The organism is Pseudomonas fluorescens (assembly GCF_001307155.1).
Classification (GTDB): domain Bacteria; phylum Pseudomonadota; class Gammaproteobacteria; order Pseudomonadales; family Pseudomonadaceae; genus Aquipseudomonas; species Aquipseudomonas helvetica.
The window spans coordinates 5,312,297-5,335,932 of sequence record NZ_CP012830.1; the positions used below are offsets into that span (position 1 = coordinate 5,312,297).

Annotated in this window: 21 protein-coding genes; 13 read left to right on the forward strand and 8 right to left on the reverse strand. The window is 53.4% G+C overall.

The genetic code is table 11. The features are described from left to right. Positions 1-470: 470 nt before the first annotated feature. The 3 genes from AO353_RS24140 (at position 471) to AO353_RS24150 (ending at position 2,961) form a co-directional block, all read left to right on the forward strand. Entirely contained in the window at positions 471-947 is a 477-nt protein-coding gene (locus AO353_RS24140; protein WP_054597244.1) for a hypothetical protein, read from the forward strand. After that, positions 944-1,981, forward strand: a complete 1,038-nt coding sequence (locus AO353_RS24145) for a serine/threonine-protein kinase (RefSeq protein ID WP_081013808.1) — start codon at positions 944-946, stop codon at positions 1,979-1,981. Before AO353_RS24140 ends, AO353_RS24145 begins: the two co-directional genes overlap by 4 nt. Positions 1,982-2,514: 533 nt before the next feature. After that, positions 2,515-2,961 carry a hypothetical protein gene (locus AO353_RS24150; protein WP_054597245.1) on the forward strand — a complete coding sequence of 149 codons (447 nt, stop codon included), beginning with the start codon at positions 2,515-2,517 and terminating at the stop codon, positions 2,959-2,961. A 291-nt stretch (positions 2,962-3,252) separates the two neighbouring features. Here the strand turns inward: AO353_RS24150 and gapS4b are convergent, their stop codons facing one another. Both gapS4b and gapS4a read right to left on the reverse strand, forming a co-directional pair. Continuing rightward, positions 3,253-4,380, reverse strand: a complete 1,128-nt coding sequence (gene gapS4b, locus AO353_RS24155; protein ID WP_054597246.1) for a hypothetical protein — start codon at positions 4,378-4,380, stop codon at positions 3,253-3,255. Next, a complete protein-coding gene (gene gapS4a / locus AO353_RS24160; protein ID WP_054597247.1) occupies positions 4,380-5,309 on the reverse strand; it encodes a hypothetical protein in 930 nt (309 codons plus the stop codon). Before gapS4a ends, gapS4b begins: the two co-directional genes overlap by 1 nt. Positions 5,310-5,809: 500 nt before the next feature. Between gapS4a and AO353_RS30130 the strand changes: the two genes are divergently transcribed. Further along, a complete protein-coding gene (locus AO353_RS30130; RefSeq protein ID WP_081013809.1) occupies positions 5,810-6,355 on the forward strand; it encodes a GIY-YIG nuclease family protein in 546 nt (181 codons plus the stop codon). Positions 6,356-6,801: 446 nt separating this feature from the next. Here AO353_RS30130 and AO353_RS24175 read toward each other — a convergent pair whose 3' ends face one another. Both AO353_RS24175 and AO353_RS24180 read right to left on the reverse strand, forming a co-directional pair. After that, complete coding sequence (locus AO353_RS24175; protein WP_054597250.1) at positions 6,802-7,023, reverse strand: hypothetical protein; 222 nt, start codon at positions 7,021-7,023, stop codon at positions 6,802-6,804. A 103-nt stretch (positions 7,024-7,126) separates the two neighbouring features. Further along, positions 7,127-7,582: a helix-turn-helix domain-containing protein gene (locus AO353_RS24180; protein ID WP_054597251.1), complete on the reverse strand. Its 456-nt coding sequence runs from the start codon at positions 7,580-7,582 to the stop codon at positions 7,127-7,129. A 173-nt stretch (positions 7,583-7,755) separates the two neighbouring features. Here AO353_RS24180 and AO353_RS24185 point away from each other — a divergent pair, with 173 nt between their 5' ends. From AO353_RS24185 to AO353_RS24220, 8 genes are all read left to right on the forward strand, one after another. Next, positions 7,756-8,487, forward strand: a complete 732-nt coding sequence (locus tag AO353_RS24185) for a metallophosphoesterase (RefSeq protein WP_054597252.1) — start codon at positions 7,756-7,758, stop codon at positions 8,485-8,487. A gap of 190 nt (positions 8,488-8,677) precedes the next feature. Further along, the gene (locus tag AO353_RS24190) at positions 8,678-8,935 is read left to right on the forward strand and encodes a hypothetical protein (protein WP_054597253.1); all 258 of its coding nucleotides are present in this window, start codon (positions 8,678-8,680) and stop codon (positions 8,933-8,935) included. A gap of 120 nt (positions 8,936-9,055) precedes the next feature. Further along, positions 9,056-9,484: a DUF6957 family protein gene (locus AO353_RS24195; protein WP_054597254.1), complete on the forward strand. Its 429-nt coding sequence runs from the start codon at positions 9,056-9,058 to the stop codon at positions 9,482-9,484. 125 nt (positions 9,485-9,609) lie between these two features. Then, entirely contained in the window at positions 9,610-10,890 is a 1,281-nt protein-coding gene (gene serS / locus AO353_RS24200; protein WP_054597255.1) for a serine--tRNA ligase, read from the forward strand. Continuing rightward, entirely contained in the window at positions 10,887-11,282 is a 396-nt protein-coding gene (locus tag AO353_RS24205; RefSeq protein ID WP_054597256.1) for an antitoxin Xre/MbcA/ParS toxin-binding domain-containing protein, read from the forward strand. Before serS ends, AO353_RS24205 begins: the two co-directional genes overlap by 4 nt. After that, on the forward strand, positions 11,282-11,506 hold the full coding sequence (locus AO353_RS24210) for a type II toxin-antitoxin system PrlF family antitoxin (RefSeq protein ID WP_054597257.1): 225 nt from the start codon (positions 11,282-11,284) through the stop codon (positions 11,504-11,506). The genes AO353_RS24205 and AO353_RS24210 overlap by 1 nt, the downstream gene beginning before the upstream one ends. 138 nt (positions 11,507-11,644) lie before the next feature. Next, a complete protein-coding gene (locus AO353_RS24215) occupies positions 11,645-13,204 on the forward strand; it encodes a hypothetical protein (protein ID WP_146016057.1) in 1,560 nt (519 codons plus the stop codon). Further along, entirely contained in the window at positions 13,201-14,778 is a 1,578-nt protein-coding gene (locus tag AO353_RS24220; RefSeq protein WP_146016058.1) for a Dyp-type peroxidase, read from the forward strand. The genes AO353_RS24215 and AO353_RS24220 overlap by 4 nt, the downstream gene beginning before the upstream one ends. A gap of 270 nt (positions 14,779-15,048) precedes the next feature. Here the strand turns inward: AO353_RS24220 and AO353_RS24225 are convergent, their stop codons facing one another. Beyond that, a complete protein-coding gene (locus AO353_RS24225; RefSeq protein WP_237142923.1) occupies positions 15,049-15,474 on the reverse strand; it encodes a hypothetical protein in 426 nt (141 codons plus the stop codon). Between the two features lie 327 nt (positions 15,475-15,801). Here AO353_RS24225 and AO353_RS24230 point away from each other — a divergent pair, with 327 nt between their 5' ends. Beyond that, complete coding sequence (locus AO353_RS24230; RefSeq protein ID WP_054597260.1) at positions 15,802-17,091, forward strand: hypothetical protein; 1,290 nt, start codon at positions 15,802-15,804, stop codon at positions 17,089-17,091. Positions 17,092-17,257: 166 nt separating this feature from the next. Here the strand turns inward: AO353_RS24230 and AO353_RS24235 are convergent, their stop codons facing one another. The 3 genes from AO353_RS24235 to AO353_RS24245 are packed head-to-tail and all read right to left on the reverse strand — an operon-like array spanning position 17,258 to position 23,185. Then, the gene (locus AO353_RS24235) at positions 17,258-19,432 is read right to left on the reverse strand and encodes a DEAD/DEAH box helicase (RefSeq protein WP_054598323.1); all 2,175 of its coding nucleotides are present in this window, start codon (positions 19,430-19,432) and stop codon (positions 17,258-17,260) included. A gap of 43 nt (positions 19,433-19,475) precedes the next feature. Next, a complete protein-coding gene (locus AO353_RS24240) occupies positions 19,476-20,771 on the reverse strand; it encodes an ATP-binding protein (protein WP_054597261.1) in 1,296 nt (431 codons plus the stop codon). Then, positions 20,768-23,185, reverse strand: coding sequence for a TerB N-terminal domain-containing protein (locus tag AO353_RS24245; protein ID WP_054597262.1), 2,418 nt, complete (start codon positions 23,183-23,185; stop codon positions 20,768-20,770). The genes AO353_RS24240 and AO353_RS24245 overlap by 4 nt, the downstream gene beginning before the upstream one ends. Between the last annotated feature and the right edge of the window lie 451 nt (positions 23,186-23,636).

Below are 23,636 nucleotides of genomic sequence, written 5' to 3' on the forward strand. Positions count from 1 at the left end.
AGAAGGTCACCTAGGATGACGACGGCGCATATACATTGAGATTTCAATGCGGCAACTAGCCCGGCGCTAATCATCACGCATGATCCGAAGCTCGATGGAACCGATGCGAGTGTTCGTTTAGCGGTCTCAACCAGTACGTCTGATGAAGTCAGTCGATAGGACGCGTATTCACTGTAGGCGTCCGCCCCACGGTCTCTAGTGATGATTTCCTGCAGCAGCGCCGTGCTCATATGGCTCCTGTATTCGAATGCACCGTAATGATGCGCTTGCGTGGCTATTTATCATGAACACCTGTTCGTAGGCGGGGGCTGTGGCAAAACGGGTCATTTCAGAAGGCATCGAAACCTTTCATATCGGCAGGTAAACCCCCGCGTGTCGTGTGTCGCGAAAAATACGGTCATTAGCGCAGTTGACCTACGATGGCACTGTAATACCATGATGGGATCCAATTGCCCCCTGAGGAGAGAGATATGGCTGAGCGTTGCGTAGGGCTGGTTGTGTCAGCAAGCGATGTCACGGTGGTAGATACGATGATTCCGGACGATGCCGCTGCTCCAGTTATCCTACTGATGGATGACACCTGGAAGCTTGCAACCGGTGATCGGTCTCAGGCTTACAACACCCTTGCCCAGCGTTGTTCGGCATATCTCAGGGACAACGATGTGAGTCAGGTAGTGATCAAATCCAGCACACTTCCTCAAGGTGGCGGAGCGAAGATCGCGCTACTTGAAGGCGCAGAGTTGCGTGGCGTGATTATGGGGGCCGCAGCTTCCGTGTGTAATACCAAGTCCGTCAACAAGTCTACGATCAGTCGTTCCTACGGGAGAAAGGTGGATGAGTGCGTTCAGGACGACAGTTTCTGGGATGAAAAGGTTGAAGGCGGCAAACTGCGCAAAGGTAGCCGGGAGGCCGCGATGCTAGTCGTTTCCCATCGGGGCAAAGCATGAGCAGCGTCGTTTCAAAGCTGAAGCTGGGAAACAAGCTCGGTAACGGCCATTTTGGCGAGGTCTTTTTGGGTGAAGACAGCGTTCATGGCGTAGTCGCTGTGAAGGTGCTTGGACGTAAAGTCGAGCATTCCGATGATGACTGGTTGAGCTTGAAAAAAGGCTTTCTTGCGGAAGCCCAGCACTTGTCGAAGGCGACGCATCAGAATGTTGTTCAGGTACACGGGATTGAAGAGCTTGAAGACTGTATTCAGTTCTCGATGGCTTATTGCCCAGGTGGGTCGTTACAGACGCACCACGAGGCGGGGCCAATGACGCTTCCATGTGTGCGTAAAGTGGCGACAGAGGTGCTCTTAGGTCTTGGCGCGCTACACAACCGCAACATGCTCCATCGAGATATCAAGCCCGGGAACATTTTGCTGGATGCTGCTGGCGTAGCAAAGCTGGGAGATTTTGGCTTGGTTACGGATGACTTGCTGCTCGGATACGGTTCTGGAGCGGGCTACGCTGATCACATTGCCTTTGAAGTTTGGCGGGGCGGCCCGACCAGTGTAAAGAGCGATATCTGGGCTCTTGGTATGACGCTGTTTCGTCTGCTGCATGGCCAAGAATGGTATTACCTGGAAAACGACGTTCCTGAGGACGTTGTGCCGCTGGGTAAATTCAATGACCGACTGTGCTGGCTTCCACACGTCCCCAAACAGTGGCGTCGAGTGGTGCGCAAGATGATGAGTGACGACACGACGGCTCGCTATCAGAACGCAGGAGAGGTGTTAAACGCAATATCGGGGTTACCCATCGAGCCTGTGTGGACGGTTTCAGTCGTGAGCTCTGAGCTCATCAGATGGGAGAAGCGGTCACCTAGGCGCTTGAACGTAGTTGAATGGAAAATACATTCACCGCGTCGACATGAGTGGGAGGCTTGGAGCGAGCCATTGGGTGATGGGCGTCGAAAAAGGCTAGACGGCTCAACTGAAGTGATGGGTCGAAATCAAGTAGAGCGCGAGCTTGAGTCTTACTTCATGGGGTGGAAGTAGGGGGCGCAGTTCGCAGTCGCCGAGGCAGGATATACCCATTGACGACATCGGCTGTGGTCAATGGCCGCAAGCCAAAGTGCGCTTGCGCAACTGCACGGCGGGACTCTGAGCACAGAGGGCAATACTCGTTTGCCGAGTTAAGCCCTTCTGAAAGCTGCCAGAAAGCACCGCAATGCCTGCATCTGGGCATTGTGAGGTTGAGATTCGAACGCTTTCCGCTCATTGGTTTCTCACCAGTGCTTCTAAGAATTGATATTTATACTGTACACATGACCAGTAATTGACGCTAGTGGCATAAGACTATCAATTTGTAACAGGTGCCATTCCCGCTCGCCTTCTGCTTCGCCAGGCCCCTACAAGAGCGATTGGCGTACTCCGATAATCAGCCAGCATAGACCTATTCGACGCAACTGCTAGGGAGGCGTCACATACTGCGTCAGTAGGGGCAGCGGCGGCATTTCCCAGAAAATGGCCATTGCTAAACGCTAATCTAATCAATCCAACCCGTGAGCTGCCTTGCAAAGGAGTCGTCGATGGCAATGACTGAAGAAGAAGCACAAGCAATCGGAGAGTTTTATGCAGCCGTTGATCGACTCAAAAGTTTAAAGATCGTGCGATCGGATAAATACCTTGGTGACATCGCTGAGTTTTTAGCAAAGTCAGAATTGGGAATGACGATTGCGGAGAGCCAGCGGCAAGAAGGGTATGACGGCCATATTGGCGAGCGAAAGCTGCAGGTGAAATACAGTGGCGGGACTAGTAACACGGTCGACGCAGGTGATCCCTCAGCCTACGACGATCTAGTGATCATTCTTGGGCCTCAGAGCGTGCTCCGACCAGATAAGCTCAGTGATCCTTATGTTTATTATCGGATTCCGAGTGAGGTGGTCAAAATGAAAGCTGCGCATGCAGACAAAAAAATACGTTTTAGCGTACGTCAAATTCCTCAGTCTTACCGGGTCGTGAGCGGCAGAGAGTGACCGATTCTGTTTGTAAGGAAGGGCTGAAAACGACCCATTTAGGTGGGCCTTTTTGCTCCTGCCGCTGAACTTCATTGCGCCTTTTATGGAAGGATTTTCGGTGCAGTGGCTCCGATTGGCATCGTCTACTTAATGTGGAAGCTGAGTGTGGCATCCCTCCGGTTTTCGAGGAAAGCTTCCTTCCTGGTCATCTCAATCAGTACCGCTTCGTCATCTGATCGCTTGGCTCGCAGGCGGGCGGGGACTATTGCCCCGCTGCCTGGTTGATCACACAGCTGTCGGTGTGCGGCGTTATGCTGCGTCGTCCAGTTTGGCGAGCTTCTTGAACATTTCGATTTTCTCAAATTCGAGTTCCTTCAAGATCGTCTGCTTCGCTTCGTTCTTATCGAAGCCGCGCCTAGATTCGTCGAAATCGATTTTCTTGATGCGCAACTCGATTTCGCTATCCCGGTTATGGCCATTATTGAAGTCGGGGAAACCCAAGGAAATGACGCAGTGGCCATCCATGCTGGAGAGGCTGAATCTAAACTTGGCGTCGAGGCGGTGGATCAGCAGGCAAGGTCGGTATTTGAGGTTGCTCAGGAAGTCTGAGTCCTCCAAGCTGGTACCGCGCAGATCCAGTCCCCGTATACGCTCTTGCATCCATTCCAGCTCATCAGGCAGCGTGTGCTCTTCGTCCGGCACGAGGCCGATATCAACGACCTCCTCGAAGGATACCGTGGCGTATTTGCTATACCGGGTCAGGCCCAGCAGATAGTCAAATCGATTGGCGTTTGTAAAGTCGCAGAAACGAATCTGACGAACCTTGGCTTTTTTGGCGATCTGTCCCTGTTCCTTGAAGTGGCTGATCAGATGCTTCGTCACCGCCCGGTTCGTTTGCTTGGTCTCCGGGGCGGTGTGGGTGCTGATCACAATCAGCTCATCTTTGGATTTGTTCTTTTGAATCTCGATCGAGGCTTTGAACCGCTTGCGAGAATCGGCCCAGCTCTTTGAGCGGTCAAGGCGCTCTATCTCAAAATCCATTCGGATGGCGTCCACGCCACCAGGTACTGGATAGAAGCTTGGCGCGTTCAGAACCGTGAAATTTTCAAAATCCAGATCCAAGACCTTGTTGATGTCGATGTCGTCAGGGATGCTGCTGATCAGTGTCTCGGTGCCGGCCCACTCAATGATTTGAGTCGTAATCTTGGGATTGTCTTCTTTCGCCGTGTACAGCTGCTGGAGCTCCACAAACTCGGTGGGCTTGATGAGGGATAAGGTGAGCGCAGGGATGCTCTGCTCCTTTTCCTGTTGCGAGGTGAAGACGCCACGCTGGCGAAGCAGATTCTTCAAGTCCCCTTTGGAGACGAACGGCTGAACGAGGTAAGTACGAAGGCTTTCACCTTGCGGCAGGATCGCGTTTTCATCTTCTATGTGCATTAAGCAATCCTCCTGAAATCCGAACGGTAACTGACCACTTCCACCAAATCGGCTAAGCGTTTATCGGCGATCGATGCCGTGGCCAGCGAGGCCTGCCGGCTGTGCTGGCTGAAGCTGTAGTCTGGAAAGGCGATCAATATCTGTTGTGGGAAATCCAAAGCTACGGAGCCGAGGTAGCCAATTAAGCGGCGCAAACCCTCTTGAGTGAATTCGTCATCACAGCACACCGCGAGCTTTTTCTTATCACCGTCGTCGATAAAGAAAGGAATGATCCCGCTGGTGAGGTATTCAGCTGGCAGTACATCGCCAGTGGCTACACGTTGAGATGGATCAACGTTTTTACCGGTGGAGGGGTACAGGAATTTCACATTCGCAGCACCGAAGGTGTTACGAATGTACGAGATGGCTTCGTACAGAAAGCTGGCTCGCCGGTTGTCGACCACGTAGATCGTGCCGTATTGGAAATCATCCAAACCTCTACAGCTCGCGACCTCCGTTACCACATCGTGGTCTTTGTCGTCCTTGTCGTTGATCCAGAAGAGTACGCCTGAGACGACTTCAGCGCTGATCCCCGTGTACCCCGTATTAAGCTGTTTTTTCTGGGGTGAGCGCTTGAAGCATTCCATAGCCATGGCCAGGTCAGTGAAATGGCTTTTGAATGTGTTAGCCGGGGAGGAGGGGTAGGCTTGGGTCGAGAACTTCGACGAGATGCACAGGTGCTTCAGCACGCCATCCTCCAAGGGGGATTGGCCCGTGTACACATAGTCGATGCCATGGGTAGACCTCTCGGAACTTGAAACCTGGTGTGCGGTAGGGCGGATGCAATTGACATCAATGCCCTTGATCGCTGCTTTCCAGCCAATGAATTTCAAGAAAGAAAAGACAATGTCTTCTCCGTGCTCACCAATACTTTTTGACCATTCTCCCACTTGGCGGGCTCCCCAGTATTTTTTAAGTGTGCAGCGAGGCCGGCCTCTTGGCTAACCCGTGGATTTCGTTTGGAGAATATCCTAGCGAGAAAAAACTAGTCGGCAAGCAATTTATTCTAAAATCGCTGGAGACCGCTAAATTAGCGGGGTGCGTTCCTTCTAAGGTCGTGAAATACATGGTTTAGAAAAAAGCACTTTTTGTGTATTTGCTTAACTTTTCGTGTAAAGAATTACACTTTTCGTGAACAGGATTTCTGTTTTGCTGCACAGATATACAGGAGCTCTGTTTAAGTATCATGTTCTGTGAGTGTGTTTAAGTGTGTTGTCTATTTAGTGTGGATAAGCAGTTTGTTCGGGTGTCGATTATTGGAGAGGTTTTTGGCTCGCATAATGAGTATTTGCGCAGAGGTACGGTGTTATTTGATGTGGGAGGATTGACGACTGGGCTTGTCCTCTAGAGGATTCTGCTGACCCAATGCAATTGGAAGTGGCAGATATCTATGGACTGGAAGCTGGAGCGGTGCCTCCGTTATCTGTACGTGCTTGAGCTTGAGAACGGAAAATTTTATGTCGGGCAAGCGAAGGATCCCGACCGGCGAATCCGCAAGCATTTTAACGGTAGTGGTTCGGAGTGGACGCGCTTGCATCGCCCGATCAAGGAGCTTTCGCGGCACTGTCTTGAGGAGGTGGACTACCGTGCGGGCGAACTGGCAGAGAATGAGCTTGTTCTGCAACTGATGCGTCGGCATGGTTACCACAACGTACGCGGTGGCTTTTTTGCCAACACCAGCTCCGAGCACGTTGAGAAAAATCTTCTCAGTCACGGACATGGCTCCATGATTTCGGGCAATAGCTTGCTGGCCGATTTCAAGGGCGCCACAGGGTCTGCGCCTCAATTCTCTCCTTCAGTAGCCATTCAGGCCATGCGCGGCGCAGACTACAGTTTGTTTGTGCTCAAACTGGAAGATGAGCATTACTTCGTGGGTTACAGCACCAAGCCAGCCGTGCGTATTAAGCGACATTTCGCAGGCAAGGGGGCTGACTGAACAGCGCTGCATAAGCCCATTGAGGTGGTCACGACACGCTTTCTTGGTTTCATTACAGAGGCTGAAGCGGCAGCCAAAGCCACCGATGCGATGCTTGCCCTAATGCGATTGTTTGGCTGGAGGAAAGTGCGCGGTGGTACCTGGAAGTCTGTCGACGAGGTCGTCTCCCTGAAACAGCTTCGCTTGTCTGGCTGCCGGTACGCCTAGACAGACCCGGCGTATCAACTCGATCTAAAGAGGTTTTTCGCGCTCCCCTCAAGTGAGTTCCGGAGTGGACGAAGCTCCGCCTAAGGGGCGGCTATCTCTCGCGTCCGAAGCTAGGCGTCGGTAAAAAATGTCCGATGAGGCTGAGTTTTCCAGAAAGCGTAGATTCCCAGTTGTTTCGGCATCCAGCGATCGGTTCGCTATCATCTGAGACGAGCCTCCAACCATTGATTGAAAAGCTCTTATTCGGAAATACCGTTGCTTCGCCCCAGCCGCGCAATCCCCTGCTTGATATGCCCGGCGTTCTCCCCAATCGTTTCCAGCGCAACGCGCGCATTATCACAAGCTTCATGTGACCCACGCTGCTCCTCCAGCAGGACTAGCTCCATCAGCGCTGCTTCGATCGCCAGTTGGTTTTCGTACAGTCTTGCCAGTACGTCGGGAAGGGAATATTGCTCTGCCATGACTCGACTCCGTTCGGATGGAGAGCAAAGCATAGCAGCGGTTAGATATTGGCTTTGAATGATCGTTGGCCAAAAGTAAGAGGGTGCAAAAAGCAGAAAAAGCTCAGTCCGAACGATGCCAATGACGCTGAACTGTGGTCTTTGCCATCCCAAGCCTCCTCGCGATTTCAGCCTGCGAAAGGCCTTGTACTTTGAGAGCTTGAACTTCCTCTCGCATTTTTGCCGCAGCAGTAACACGAGGGTGAGGTGTCTCTTCAATTTCCAGTGGAATCGAAGCCTGCAGTAGCGCCAAATCCTGAAGATCCTTTTCAGCGATTTTCAGGACATCGCCCGCGCTCAGCTCGTCTTGTGCACCACACACCAGTGCCATGAGCGCAACAGGACTGATCTCCAAAACCCTGGCGAGCTCAATGATGGCTTCCAAGCTAGGGGAGGTCTTTTCATTTTCGATGCGACTTACATGCGATTGATCGACCTTTTTGCTCAGCTCATGCTGTGTGAGGCCACGCTTTGTTCGCAAAAGCTTCAGTGCTACGGCGAATGCGGTGCGCACAGACATTTTTCCGTTCCGTCAAAACAGAGTTGTATGCCGTGATTGCCATGATCCACTCAAATGTATATATTCATGCGAGTGGATCTAAGGCGCGTTTGTGGATCAAGAATCTGCGTGAGCTCAGTCCCGCCCATTTATTCGCTCCATCAATTTAGCTGTAAATCGAGATCGGAATACAGATGAAGCTTTACGTGCTTTCAGATCTGCACAACGAATTTTCTCCTTTCGAGCCTGTGTCAGGAGACTACGATCTAGTCGTGCTGGCTGGGGATATTGATGTCAAAGCGAGAGGGGTGAAGTGGGCGAATGAGGTATTTGCTTGCCCCGTGATTTACGTGTGTGGCAATCATGAGTTTTACGGCAGCCACATTGATCACACGCTGCGAAAGATGAAGGAGGGAGCCTCGTCACACGTTCATGTTTTAGAAAACGAGACCTTCATTTGGAACCAAACACGGTTCCTTTGCGCAACGGGTTGGACTGATTTTACGTCCAGCGGGAACGTCGTTGCAGCAACCCAAACCGCATGGGATTGGATGAATGATTTTCAAGTCATTCGGACAGGAGAAAACTATCGCCGTTTGCGCCCGTCCGACCTGATCAGTCGAAACCAAGCGTCATTCGCCTGGTTGGCCAAGGAACTTGATGAGCCATTCGATGGCAAAACTGTCGTCTTGACGCATCACGCGCCCGTCCCTGAAGTCATCGGTGACAAACACGAAGGACACTTGAGTGCTGCCTATTCAAACAGTTGGCACAGGCTTCTGGATAAAGCGGATCTCTGGGTTTTCGGTCATACGCACAGGGCCATCGATATCAAACTTGGTCGATGCCGTGTGGTCTCGAACCCTCGGGGTTATCCAGGTGAACAAACGGGTTTCGATCCCGGCTTTGTGATTGACCTTTCCTAAGTACGCTCATACCCCTGGGTTGTGAGGGAAGTTGGCGCAGTTCTCTGTTGATGAGTTAAGGGGGGCTGAAAGATGTGTGGAGTAGACAGCGAAATACGTACTTCGGTTATACCGGCTGACCTGACAGGTGTGTCGCGGCATGACTGAGTAACAGCGTGCACCATCCATTCCTGCTGCGGTCGCCGAGGCAATGGAAAATGATTTCGGCGTGCCCATCACCGCGTTCTTGTTCGCAGCCGTCGATAGCCCGCCGGTGATCATGGGAACGATTTATGGCGATATCACGGGACGATTTCGAGATGGTGCGAGTATGCGGACGTCCAGGATAACGAACGTCCTTTTCATTGATGGCTTTTCATTATTTCAAACGTTGGCAGGCAGCCGGTATCTGGTGGTTAGTTGGGCGCCTGGCGGGAACAATATTTACATGAACCGGATTTATCACTGAGCGATCCCCAAATGCGGGTGCGCGGTAAAAGCTTCCGGGTTATCCAGGTGGCGACGGGATCGGGAAAATGATTCTTAGCTTGGTAATCGCGGGGGAAAGCAGGTTAGCGGAATGACGAGAATGAGTGTTACAGACGACGAGCTGCTGGGAGATTTACTGTATGGGTCAGCACGCCCCCTTTGGGGTTCAAAACTTGGCGATGATGAGTTGGTCGAACTAGCCGCTGATACCTTCAAAGAAAAACCGTTCTGCGTCGTCCGACACTGGCTGATTTTGGATGTCATGCTTCCAGAATCTACTGAGCGGGAAATCAAAGTCCAGGGACTTGATGCGACTGTCTTGTATGCCCAGGCGGCAGTGTTCGACAGCCAGAACAAGCATTTGCCTGGTGACAGCCTCCTGAGCGGTTACCAATCTGACTTCGACGGCTGTATTTTTGAAAGCAAAGACCGGCTGTACATCCTGGCTGGCCGAGGGGCTCGAAAGTATGTGAGCTTGCCTGCTCTTCAAGCGCTGAACGCGTACGAAAATGCTGGTAGTGGTGCGTAGCTGCCGACCTGAGGTCTTCGTTTTCGCACTGATTTCCTGATCAATCTCTCTTAAACCGTCTTTCAGTTGGCTTGGCTTACTCACGATTGAACTGCAAAGCTACCCTAGCACTGCGAGAAACCGACATGCTCGATCCCCAACTGTTACGCGGCCAGACTCAGGAAGTGGCGGATCGCCTGGCCTCCCGTGGCTTTGTACTGGATGTTGCGCGCATCGAAGCGCTGGAAGAACAGCGCAAGACCGTCCAGACCCGCACCGAAGCACTGCAGGCTGAACGTAACGCGCGCTCCACATCCATCGCTCAGGCCAAGCAGCGCGGCGAAGAAATTGCGCCGCTGATGGCGGACGTCGAGCGCATGGCGGGCGAATTGAGCGCCGGTAAAGTCGAGCTCGACGCGATCAAGGGCGAACTGGACTCGATCCTGCTCGGCATCCCCAACCTGCCGCATGAGTCCGTGCCGGTCGGCGAAGACGAAGACTACAACGTCGAAGTGCGCCGGTGGGGCGCTCCACGAATCTTCGATTTCGAGATCAAAGACCACGTCGCCCTGGGCGAGAGGTTCGGTTGGCTGGACTTCGAAACCGCCGCCAAGCTGTCCGGCGCGCGCTTCACCCTGCTGCGCGGCCCGATCGCCCGTCTGCACCGCGCCCTGGCGCAGTTCATGATCAACCTGCACGTCACCGAGCACGGCTACGAAGAAGCCTACACGCCGTATCTGGTTCAGGCCCCGGCGCTGCAAGGCACCGGTCAGCTGCCGAAGTTCGAAGAAGATCTGTTCAAGATCGCCCGTGAAGGCGAAGCCGACCTGTACCTGATCCCGACTGCCGAAGTCTCCCTGACCAACATCGTGGCCGGTGAAATCATTGATTCGCAACTGCTGCCGATCAAATTCGTTGCTCACACGCCGTGCTTCCGTAGCGAAGCCGGCGCGTCGGGTCGTGACGCTCGCGGCACGATTCGCCAGCACCAGTTCGACAAGGTCGAGATGGTACAGATCGTCGAGCCGTCGAAGTCGATGGAAGCGCTGGAAAGCCTGACCGCCAACGCCGAAAAAGTCCTGCAACTGCTGGAGCTGCCTTACCGCACCCTGGCGCTGTGCACCGGCGACATGGGCTTCAGCGCGGTCAAGACCTACGACCTGGAAGTGTGGATTCCGAGCCAGGACAAATACCGCGAAATCTCGTCTTGCTCGAATTGTGGCGACTTCCAGGCCCGCCGCATGAAGGCGCGTTTCCGCAAACCGAAAACTGGCAAGCCGGAACTGGTGCACACCCTAAACGGTTCCGGTCTGGCAGTTGGTCGTACGCTGGTGGCGGTACTGGAGAACTACCAGCAGGCTGACGGTTCGATCCGTGTACCGGACGTACTGAAGCAGTACATGGGCGGCGTGGACATCATTCGTTGAAGGCCTTGAATCTTCCTTTGCCAGATACAGTGATCAACGATTTTGTTGATCACTGCCTTCCATTCAGTTTGTTCGAGCAAATGGCTGAGGTTTTGTCTTTGAGCGACGCAATGTTAGGCAAGTACCTCCAGATACCTACTTGCACGCTATCGAGGACAGCAGGAGCGGGGCATTTTTCTGTGAGCGAAAGCCGGAAACCGACGGCGTTGATCCGCGTTCTAAACGCGGCCAATGAACTCTTCGAAGGCGATGTTCAGGCGGTCAGGCTATTTCTGACTTCACCATCACGAAGCTTGAATTCAAAGCCACCCCTTGAGGTGCTCAGTGCAGAAGGCGGTGACATCGCCGTCACTGACCTGATCGGGCGGCTTGAGAATGGAGTCACTGTCTGATGTCGCTCTATTCTCTGGGAGAAAAGCGAGACCAAAGGCTGCTCGCTGAGTTGTCTGCAGGTAACCTGATGATGTTTCGGATTTTGGGTTTGTTGGCTGCTGACATCAATTGCTGCCCGGAACGATTGCAGATTGTGGACTCTGGATTGGTCACCCGCATCGACTCGCTAGTCTGTGATGTAGCGGTTGATCTCAATGCACCGCTCTGGCCAGAAAACGAATAAAACAGATTTTTGAAACGCTCAGTCGACTGTCTGGTGGAGCGCCTTTTTAGCACGCAGCCTTGTGAATACCGCGTCCGTTAATCCCTGTCGAGAGTAAAGATCTCAACCGCAAGTGCACATTTTTCTGTCACGGAAATCGTGGCGACTTTTTCAGCAGAGTCGGACAATATCGGCCAGTCGTATGTGTCTAGAAAATCAGATGCGATTCCGCCTTTAATTTTGCTGGCAGATGATTGGCTCTCGGGACTGACGTTGACTACATTGCCTATGGAGTTTATTCCTGAAGGCATACCCATGCGCCATACCACTCTCTCGGTTGTGATAGAGGTTATTCCGGCCAGCACGGCGGTCGTAATCGAGTTGCTTGAAAAACTGCGTGCTGCCCAAGAGCAAAAGCCTCAAGCAACTGACCAGAGCTACGACCGACTCAGGAATGCTGTGCCCATGCTGCATTTCATGTCTATCACTGTGGCCCCCGATGCCTTGTATGACCCACTCTTGGTGTTGGAGGTTAACTTTGACGGTGAGGAATCACTATTTTGGGACACTTTAGAAGCTGCAATCGGCCTAGAACTGCGTGACGTCCTTCGCCATTGTAAACAGCCGAGTGGAAACGCTGGTTCACTCTTTGAAAAAGTTATGCAAAATGGATCTAAACTCGGCCCTCTGTTTTCGGCGCTTTCGGTGCGACCAATCGTGCAGCACCAGGGAAACCGAGGGCTTGGCCGCCAACAGATTATTCAAGAAGGCAAGCTGTTCAATGCTGTGCAGGTGGCTGTTGATGCACTACCGGTACTACCCAATGATAGCGCTGTAGTCATCCACCGGAACCTTCGCAAAACCTTGCTACCTCAATTCAAATGGCTGGGGACACTAGTGCAGCCAAGGATCGATTTGCGAGAGAAACGGATGGATACCTGCCGTTTGTGGGCCTTCGGTGCCGCTGTGGTTACGATATTTTTTCTCGCGGTGTTGATGATTCACCTCTTATTGCAAGCGCTGCTACCTTGGCCCGAAAGCGTCTCGGGCGGTATGCAATGGGGCTGGAAAACCACCCTGTTTGTTTTTATTGCCGGCGCCATTTTGGCATCCGTCGCGTCCCTACTTCGTCATCTTGAGCGAACTGACTCCGTCAACGACGCTCCTCGTTTTGACGAAGATTTGTTGAGGGATATGGCTAAACGTGAGGACGAGATTTCGCAAAATCACATGATCAGCATCGTCCACATCAAGCCGGGCATGCTCCGCGCTGCCCTTGCACGGCTCGTACTGACTGCCCTTGGTCTATGGTTGCGGGTTACCGCACAAGATGGCTACCTTGCCAGCATGCGCACAATCCATTTTGCTCACTGGGCAATATTGAACAACGGCGGTCGCCTCATGTTCCACAGCAACTACGACGGCTCCTGGGAAAGTTACCTCGATGATTTCATCGAAAAAGCGCATGCAGGTTTAACAGCAGCATGGACGCATGGCGTTGGCTTCCCTAGGACTAAGTGGCTATTTATGGATGGAGCCACGCAAGGGCGTAAGTTCAAAGACTGGGCACGGTATTCGATGTCACCCAGCCAATTTTGGTTTAGCGCCTATAAAAATTATTCGGTCAACCAGATCGAGCGACACGCGCGCATCGCTCAGGGCCTTCGTAAAAGCTCGCTCACTTTGGAGGAAGCTCAATTATGGGCGCTCGATCTATGAAAGATTCCACCAGTTGGCGGCTGAAGAAGCCTATCGCAATTCACACCCAGGGTTTGATTGCCAGCCACTTCGCTCACTTACCCGCATCGTGCATCTTGTTTCTGCAACTTCCGACCGATGCCGGTGGGGCTTGGCTGGGGGAACTCCGATCTGCCATCCCGATATCACATGCTGCCGGTAGCAGCGAAGACTCTAGTGCCGCTGCGATCGCCTTCACGTACAGTGGATTGATAGAGCTTGGCCTGCCAGACGACTCACTGAAATCGTTCGCGCGACCGTTTCGTGAAGGTATGCATCAGATTGACCGTAAGAGACGTCTGGGGGACAGTCAGGATCCGGACGTGGGCAACGAGATCGCAGGGGGATCTCGGTGGAGCGCCAATTGTGCAGACTTGGTCTCAACCAAGATCGACTCTACGGTAGAGACGGCTATTACTGTGCACGTAGCGCTGATGCTCTATGCTCTCGACGAGGTTGCTCTTGGCGCATTGAGTAGTACCGCGCGCGAATTACTGGAAGTTTACGGAATCAAGGTGGTACATAAGCAACTGCTATGGCAAAAGCCTGACAGCAGTGAAGTGAATAGGGAGCACTTTGGTTTTGCTGACGGGATGTCGCAGCCAATACCTACAGGCGATGCAATCGAGCTGCCTGACAATCCCAACATGGCCGATCAGCTCCATTGGCATGGAGTTCCCGCCGGTGAGATTCTGCTAGGACATCAAAATGCACATAGCGAATACGCCGCCGGGCCTGTCGTAGCCAAGAGCCAGGTCACACACTCTGGCCTGCTCTCAGACAAAGGGGTTGTGCCTGACAACTGGAACCTGGGGCTTAACGGCAGCTATCTAGTCATCCGTGAGTTACGCCAGGATGTCGCCGCTTTTTGGAAATGTATGGAAGCTGCTGCCAAATCTGTGAACCGGCCCGGTGTTGATGCCAAGTGGTTGGCGGAGCGTATGATCGGTCGCACGTTGAATGGCGACACCTTAGTACACGGTGTTCCTCCGATGGCCCAAGGCTCAGCGGTCGGAAACAGCTTTGGTTACGCCAATACGGACATGCATGGAATGGGGTGCCCGCTCGGGGCTCATGTTCGCCGGGCCAATCCCCGAGACTCACGTCCCTCACGCGACGGTGAGCATTCAAACACCGCAGATTCCGCCGAGTTGCTCCGCTCCGCAAACGCTCACCGGATTCTCCGACGTGGCCGTAAATACGGCACTACCCTGAACAACCGCTTTGAGGACGATCACAAAGAGCGCGGCCTAATGTTCATGTGCTTGGCTACCGATCTGGAGCGCCAGTTCGAATTTGTTCAGGAACACTGGCTACTCAATCCGAACTTCGCCACGCTGGAGGGAGAAACCGATCCATTGCTCGGGCCACCGATCCGCACTCCTAACCAGGTACCTGGCCTGACACCTAACCGAATGACTATCCCTGCTTGCCCGCTACGCTTCAGGCCGCCAATGGCGAGTTACATCCAACTGGCCGGCGGTGACTATTTCTTTTTACCCAGTTTGCCTGCGCTGGACTACTTTTCCACGCTCAAGAGTGTGTGCAAGTCTTAGCTGTTGTTCAAACAGGCAGCCTGGGTGGGGGTATAGTCTGGGTCATAGCTTGATGACGAAGGTAGCTAGGCGTATTGATGGGAGTTTACGTCGTCCGCGAAATTGTTTTGAAAGCAGCTGCCCGACATCCGCCGTTGGCAAGTATGGCCATTCATTTAATGGAGGTGCTCATTTAGCACCTCTTGAAGGACTTCCAACGCTATTGTAAGCGTAAGTGGCACAAAACCTTTTTAATGCCTCAGTAAGGCCTCACAGTCGTTTGTGTTCAAATCAAACTCGATCATTTTGACTCCACTCTCGGTGAGCTTTGAGGTGCTCCATTTCCCGCAGCCACACGCGTAAAAATCGCCGCCAATCACTTGCGTAGCTTCCTTCTGGGAGCCGGGTAGATAAGGCACTAGCCGCTTCGAATCGCGCGTGCCATGGCTGTGGGATGTGCTGGTCAAGCACGATAACGAAAAGGTGACCATCGCTTCCCTTGAATGGGGTGTCCGGGACGCGTTCGCGTAACTCATCAATCGACATCGAACAGGCCGCACCTACAGGGTTTTCCAAATCTTGGTGATCGATGTCGTCAAGCTCGGCAAGCAGTGGTTTTGCTTCTTCCGAACCAGGGCGTAAGTGTTCTAGCGTCCACAGCAGCTCGCGCCGCTTCCGCTCGCGTAGCCATAAGGTCTTTAGATCGGCTTCCAACATTGATTCCTTATCACGGTATACGTAGATCAGTTCGCGGTTCGTGTTGGCTACGCTATCAGCATAAGGGCAATTGGGTGCACCGAATTTTACTGGATGGACGCGCGCGCGAAGCGAGCATTGCAGCTTTGAATCAACTATTGGTAGTTGCGCAGATTACCCACTCGTTTACTCAGGGTTCGGATGCTTTTCATTTGAGGTAGCGAACGTGGCGCGGGTGTGAATCGCTCAATGACTCAGCCTGCTCCCGCATCGGATCGTCATAACGTCTAGGCTAGGATGACTTAGCAACAGCCTACTTCCTGATCACCTTTCTCGAAGCGCCTATCCATGGAAGACACGCCAGAATCAAACATTCCAGCCGATGACTCCTCCGAAGACGTGGTGACAAGAGAGTCGTTGTACGAACTAGCCTGGTCGATGCCAATGACCAAAATTGGGGAGCGATATGGTGTTTCTTCCAGCTACCTGGCTCGGATCTATTCCAGCCTGAATGTACCCCGACCGCCGGTGGGGTATTGGGCTCAGGTTGCGGCGGGCAAAGGAAAGCCACGCCCACCTCTGCCAACGGCGTTGCCAGGCACTCTCATTGCCTGGAGTCGAAATGGCACGCCTCTCAAGGTTTCACAGACCCTACCGAAAGCACCCCGGAAGCTGGGTCGGCAAAAAAATAAGATCGATGTGGAGCTACCTCGGAAACACCCATTGTTGCTGGGTATCGAAGAGCATTTCCTGAAGGTGAGGGAAAGCGAAAACGGTTATTTACGACCGACAAAACGTTCCATGGCAGATCTCATCGTGAGCCGCACCGGACTCACTCATGCCGTGGACTTTGCCAATCAGCTGTACTTGGGGCTGATGAAAAAAGGTTTCTCCGTAGCACTCTCAAATGCCGAAACATACATGAATCGTGAATCCGTGGATCACCGAGAAAAGGAGTCGAAAAGGTACGTTCATCCTTCACTCTGGAAGCCGCAGCGACCTACCGTGGTTCACATTGGTAGTTTCCAATTCGGGCTGACCATCTACGAAGTCAGTGAATACGTGCCAGTGAAGAGTGTTGGTAAGCAATACGTTCGACTGAGCTCGCTTCCTACGAGTCAACGACGATCTCCGTTTCATGATGGTTGGGTGATGAGCGATGACATGCCTACTGGCCGTCTTTGCCTGCAGGTCTACTCTCCCTACTACGGCGCAGAATGGGTACGTCGTTGGATTGAGGACAAGCCTGGCGACTTAGTCAGCAAAATTGCTGGCATCATCAAGTTGTTGATTGACGAGGCTCCTGTGCTTGCCAACAAAGTCGAAGTTGAGCGTGAACGGAGGGAGCGCGAGCATCAGAAGTTTTTATTGGAGTGTGAGGAGAGGCGCAGACAAGAAGAGGAAAAGCGCCGACTCAAGGTGATCCAGGAAAGCCGTGATCGACTTGAGTCTGTGATTCAGACTTGGGCGAAGGTGAACAGTATCCGCGCCTTCTTCGACGACATCGAGCAATCTGCACAAAGATTGGGGGATGCCGATCGTAAAGCTGTCCTAGAGCGACTGACCAAAGCGAAAGAGTTAATCGGAGACTTGAACGCACTGAAGCATTTTGAGAGTTGGGAGCCTCCAGCCCACTAAATGTTTTTGCTTTGCTTCAGAAGCAAAAATGAAGTTGTCGGCGTGTTGAATGTTCTGTATTTACCGAATCTACTGCGCCAGCGTCTCACGCTGCTCGGGCCTACATAGAGGCCGCGTGTAAGCGCGAAATGGGTTTGAAATGCATCTACGGCATGGTCACGCCATTCTACTTAGCCAAAGACTGGCGTTGTGCAAAAGAGATTGCAGTCGAGATATCCAGCGATATAGAAGCAAACGATTTCATCAGCAATGACTCCGGCAATGCCCAATCCCATTTCTCGCGCAGCATGTTCTCCACATTCGCAAGAATCGAATCGAGATCGCCTGCATCCAATCTACCGACATACTCCAGCGCTGCCTGGGTTCGAATGAGGCTGGCGTCAATCTCAATGGCAAGGCCTGAGTTATCGCAAGATAGGCCTACATGATTGAGCAACAGACGCAGTGCATCGTTGGCATGATCACCTAGCCAGCTGATCAGATAACACTTGCTGCCCGACTCGATGATGTAGCGTTCACCGAGGCCTAATGAGACAAATGTCTTCCGAGCCTCGTCGAGCAGATCATGGGCGCCGTGATCAATAAACTGGCAGTGCGAAGTATCTGCCAGCACTGCACGCATTTCTTCACGGACGGTGTCATGCACCATTGCACCCAAACCATCGAACTGGGGAGGAGCACCGCCGCGTGCGGCAGTAACAATAATGACCTTGGCCTGGAGATCAACGTCACGCACTTGCCATCGTCGCCCCCCAAAGATGATTCGTTGATCCTTGGTAAGCGGGCGGCTTACCGGTACTGACCCCAGGGCTTTCCCATCACACACGAGGCGAAACTCTTCATCGCTGCTGAACGCGCTGTAGAACTCGTAGTGGTTTATCAGACGCTCTCCAACCGTCCCGGGAAGCAACAATCCCGAACTGTCTTGAACAATGAGTTCATGCTCTCCCAATGTCCTGAGCAGCCCCACGAAGTCGGATTTTTCGACTTTGGAAAATGCCCCCTCGGCGATCAAGCTTTTCCACAAAGCTGCCGCTGATGCACCCCCACATTGGGCGATGATGGAAAGGACTTGCTGAACCAGAGTAGAGGCGTGAACGCCTTGGGCTCTCGGGGGTTCGAACCACCCTCGAATCAGCAGGCGAACCATGGCAATGGTCTGCACCAAGCCTTGGCGCAGTTGATCGGAAAGGCTCGATCCATCTTTGAGAGGCGACTCTTTGCAGTACGCGCGCAGTACCGCATTCTCTCCTGGGCGTCTTCCTGAGCGACCTAAGCGCTGACGTAGGCTCGCCACTGAGGGGGGAGGGCCAATTTGCACAACCGTCTTGATGCTCCCGATGTCTATTCCCAGTTCAAGCGTCGTGGTGCAGATCGCCGATGCCGCCTGGTTACCGGCTTTAAGCGCGTGCTCAGCCTGCTCACGCAAGTCCTTTGAAAGGCTACCGTGGTGAGGCCAGAACTCGTTGGGTAGACCGTCTTTCTCGCAGCGCCGACGCAGTTGGTCTGCGTACCATTCAACCTGCGGGCGGCTGTTCGGGAATATCAGGTTATTGCTTCCTCGCAAAACCTTGTAGAGATGATCGGCGATCGCAAAGTCAGGGCTTGCTTTGTTTTCCGTTTCGTCTTCATCGCCGTCCTCATCAGGGGACTGGATGGGAGTCTTTCTTAGCTCGCTCATCGGCGGTTGGATGTAACCACGGATTTGCACCTGGAGAGTCTGATTGGAGTTTTTGGACTCGATCACGGTTACCGTGTCGACGCCGGCCGGACGAAGGAACTCCGCCGCCAATCTCATATCGCCCAATGTTGCTGATAGCCCAACTCGGGGAAGACGACGTCCTGCTACGAGCTCGACCCGGTGCATCAGGGACTGCAGCTGTTTTCCTCGCTCACTACCAATGAATGCATGGAGTTCATCAACGACGATGTAGCGCAGGTTTTGGAAAACTCCAGCCAGGCTTGAGCCTCGATTGACGAACAATGCTTCAAGGGACTCAGGGGTAATCAATAGCACCCCCTCCGACGACTTCAAAAATCGGTGCTTTTTGCTCGATGAGATATCCCCGTGCCAGCCAACTACAGGAATTTCCAGTTGCTCACATAGACGGCTGAGTCTGCCCCATTGATCGTTGATCAAGGCTTTGAGTGGGCTGATGTACAGCACAGAGCCGGGAGGGTCATTGTGGTTGAGTAAATGGGTGAGGATGGGGAGGAACGCGGCCTCGGTTTTCCCCGCTGCTGTTGCGGCGGCGATGATGACATCCTGGTCTGCATCCACCAGAACAGGTACTGCCCATTCTTGGGCGTCACGCAAGGACGTCCAGCCTTCATCCCAAATCCATCGCTGGATACGGGGTTCTAGCTGGTCGAAACCCGATGACTCAGAGTGAGAAGGTGGCAAGTTCATCGTCCGCGTCGACCTTCGTGTCCTCTTCTCCGCCGAGGTCTTTGGCTACCTCGACACCTCCCAGCAGCGTCCGCCAGTTAGCTCCCGGGTTTTGCTCCAGGATGGCCAGCAGATTGATAAACGCAGTGATAGTGGTGCGTGGCGTACGGAAGTAGGCTTCACCCAAGCGCTGGTTGCAGTGCGCCATAAACAGAGGGAGTGCTTCGTCAGGCAGTAGATATTTTTCAGCATCGCCGCCCGCATACACATGGCGCAGCTTCTGAAGCAGCACATAGAAGTCTTCGGGGGTGAGGCTGGTCAGGCGAATAACTGGGCCCGACAGATCCACCAGCCCTGTTTTAGCAAACGAGTTCTCGGCCAGGCGCGATTGCAGGGCTGGGTAGCTAAACAGACCTCGGCGAGTGTCCATCAAGAACTCAGGGGTGCCACCCAGGACGAATCCAAGCCCCTCAGCCGATCCCTGCAGCGAATCATTGAGGATGCGCAGGATCTGCTCGTAGTTGGCATTGCGTGCCTGCGTGTTGGCCAGCTTGTAGAGGTTGACCAGCTCGTCGAGGCAGATCATCAGGCCGCCAAAACCTGCGAGCCTGACGAATCTCGACAGCAGCTTGAGCTGATCGTAGACGGAGGCGTCATCAATGATCGTTCGCACACCCAGAGCCGCACGCGCATCGGTTTTGGTGGTGAACTCACCACGCAGCCAGCGGATGGCGTCAGCCTTGAGTTGCTCATTGCCGTCCTCGAAACCTCGGCAATACGCAGCGATCACCTCAGCGAAATCGTAGCCGTTGACCATCTCGGTCAACTCAGCAAGGTGTGTACGGATGACAGTCTCACTGTCAGTACCCGCCGCCTTGGCTTCTGTTTTGGCTTGGGAGATGAATTTCTCGACGATGCCTTGCATAGCCCCACCGTCAGGCTTTGTGCGTGTCGACATGTTCTTGGCCAGCTCGGAATAGAGTGAGCGTGCCTGTCCCCCAGTGGCATGCAGCCTGCGATCGGGGTTTAAGTCAGCATGCATGGTTACGAGTTTGCGCTCCATCGCAATGGCTCGTACCAGGTTGAGAAAAAACGTCTTGCCGGCGCCGTACTCGCCAATCACGACGCGAAATGCTGAGCCGCTTTCAACCAGGCGGTTAACGTCGGTGATCAGCGCATCGAGTTCGCCCACCCGGCCGACCTGAATCAAGTGTTGGCCGACACGAGGGACGACGCCGGCGCGTAGCGATTGGATGACCGCGTCGCGATCCTTGGCTCTGATAGTGGTCATAAGGCTAACTCTTCCAGAATGTCTTTATTGATTTCGATGGGATCATCACCTTCGGTGATGGGCATGTCGAAGCGGTCAAAGGCCATGTCGTTGATTTGCTCCAAAGCACCATCGAGCATCAGCTCCATGTCGCTCGCAGCGGACTCAAGTTCAGATCGACTCCACTCTGGACGTGAGACCAATAGGCGTAGGAACGCAGAATGTTCCAAGTCGAGGCCCGCAACGTCAGCACTCGACGCTGAAGTCGATTCGGCATCCTCAATAAGCTGCTCAGATTCCTCAACCCGGTCATCAGTGAACACCTGAGCAAGTAGGGCGGATACCTCAGCTGTTTCTCGTTGCAATTCAGCAATTCGCTCATGATCGAGCACGAACCCTTGCTTGGCGTTAACTGGGAGGGGCACCCCAGGCTCGGACTGAGTGGTGTTGGCGGGTGGTATGACGGATGCAACTCTTGCTCTGGATGCAGCACCGTGAAGATCGCTGTAGAGCAGCTGACTGTCCAGTTGCAACGCTTTATACACTCGCTCCAGAAGCTTCACCTCCGATGGGCTGACGGTGCCATCGGCTTGTGCGAGGTGGGCCAGGAAGCTGGCAATCGCGCGCTTTGCTTCGACGGTCAAAGGGTCGAGCTTTTTCTTCAAACTTGCGAGTGTTGGAGGTTGCTGAATTTGGATTCGTAAATGCGCCTTGAGACGTTTGCGATGGGCAACACTCAGGTGACTCCATGAGTCAATGTGCTGACCCAGCATAGTGACTTCTTCATTTGAAGTATCCCCATCGGCAGATGCCACTGCACTGGCGAGGTCAAGAGTGACCGAGGCCGAGTTATAGGCCGCCGAAGCTCGTAGTGATCCGTCCTCTGGTTGGGTCACGAACAATGCAATTTGGTCTTCGGCTTTCGGTGTTTTACTGCCTGCCAGAACGTCAGGTTCCATACCAATATGGAGTGACTCCAGCGCGCGGGCAAGTGCCAGTACTTTGTCGCGAGACAACGCCCCTGCGCTCTTGAACCGTCCAGCGAGTTCGCCAAAACTCATGGCAATCAGGTCATCACCGATCCTGTGTTGAAGATCGTCCAATTCTGCACGGGCCGGCGCTGGCCATAGCGCGACAGGAAGCTGCAAAAGCCCCTCCAGCGCTTCTGCGCTTTCAGGGTTTCGGCCCAGATAGCGGCTATAGGGCTCCAACTCGCTGGTGCAAAGCTCAACAATCAATTGCAGGTTTTTACGCGTTCCTGACGTAGCCATGACATCAGGAAGATCCCCCAGGTTAACTGCGGGTGCCATTAACACTGCAGAGGCCGGTCGATAGCTAGCTTTAAGCTTGGTCTTGTTTTGCGCGAGGATTAGCCCGGCAGGGTGCGTACTCGCGTACTTGAGTTTGAACAATGCAGCGAAGACATCCTTACACCGAGTTACCGGGGTGCGCTTGCTGATGTTGGGGTCGGCGAGTGCCCATGCCAATGCCCAGTCGGCATCAAGTGGTCGTTTGTTGGAGGCGTGTTGCCCTAACCCTATGCGCAGTGGAAGCGGCATTTCGTAGCTGTAAGCAACGGCATCAGGAGGTGGGCCAAGGTAAAGGTTAGGATCGAGCGCTTGATTGCTCAGGTAGTCCAGAAAGCCCTCCGCGTACCCCCTGAACGATCGATTGTCCCCATAGATATCCAGCAGCCGTTGGACTTCTTTGGCGATCAGAGGAATCTCGGCCTTCACCTGCGGATCGCTTACGGCATCAACAAGTGCACGGCGCTCAAGGCCATAAAAAAATAAAAAGACGTAGCCGGTGTCTGCCAGTGGATCACGACGTCCGCCTTCTAGCCACTGCAGGTATCCGCGCCGAGCCTCTGGCGAAATGGAGTGAAAACTCGGCCAGTAGGGCATCAGCCGCTCTTCGATATCAACGTACGATTTGGCTATCCGCAGTTTGGCATTGAGCAGTGATGGTTCTTGCGCGTCGTATCGGCCCAGTGCGCTTCCTACATAGAGCATTCCACCGGGAAGTGAAAAACCAGACACAGTGACCGATTCGCCCGCCGGAACCCAGCGGGTATCGGATTTCTGCTTGCTTGTATCTGGAATTTTAAAGGACGCTGAAGGGGGGGAGCCGAGTTGGACGGTAAAAAAATCGGAGGGTTCTTCAGGCATATTGCTCGACGCAACCTCATGCATGGAGAAGGTCACGTCTTTACTGCGCGGCTCCCGCAGGTGCGTTGTCGCTGAAGCAGACCTTTGAATCTGTTCAAGCTGTCGTTTAGTGCGAGTGGCTAACAACCACATTATGGCGACGATGCAAGCGACGATGCCAATAGCGATCCATGCATTCTTCGGGATCGAAGCGAATGCACCAAAAGCCAGTGCAAAAATGATCAGGATGCCGGTGCCGGTCGAGTTTTTTGCCTTCTTCCTTGCCATGAGTATTTCAACCTTGAAAGGTGGGGGCTGGCGCAATGGCGGTATCCGATAAATGCATCTCTAGAACTATGGACTACCCAGCGCTACTGATCGAAAAAATGCCCATCAACGAACCCTACAGCGCTAGCTGTCACAGTCACTCCAGTGATCGAAAGCTTAGACCATGGATGTTTTGTCTACCGGGATACGTTGTTCAAACCAGTGATAGAGAAGTTCGGTTGACCTGAGCAGCCATGAACTCGGGGGGGCACGTAATAGGCCGGATGATTGAGGAAGCGTCCGGGTATGCCCAAGCTCCAGCCTATCGCAGCTCTGTCGTTTACACAGAGTTAGGCGGTAGAGCGGAACGTATTTTTCTTTGCTCCGATCGTGTCAACAGAAATATTTTTTCAGAAGGCCCCTTGAATTTTTTTTTGAGCGACGGATCTTTATATTTGAGAGCAACAAAAAA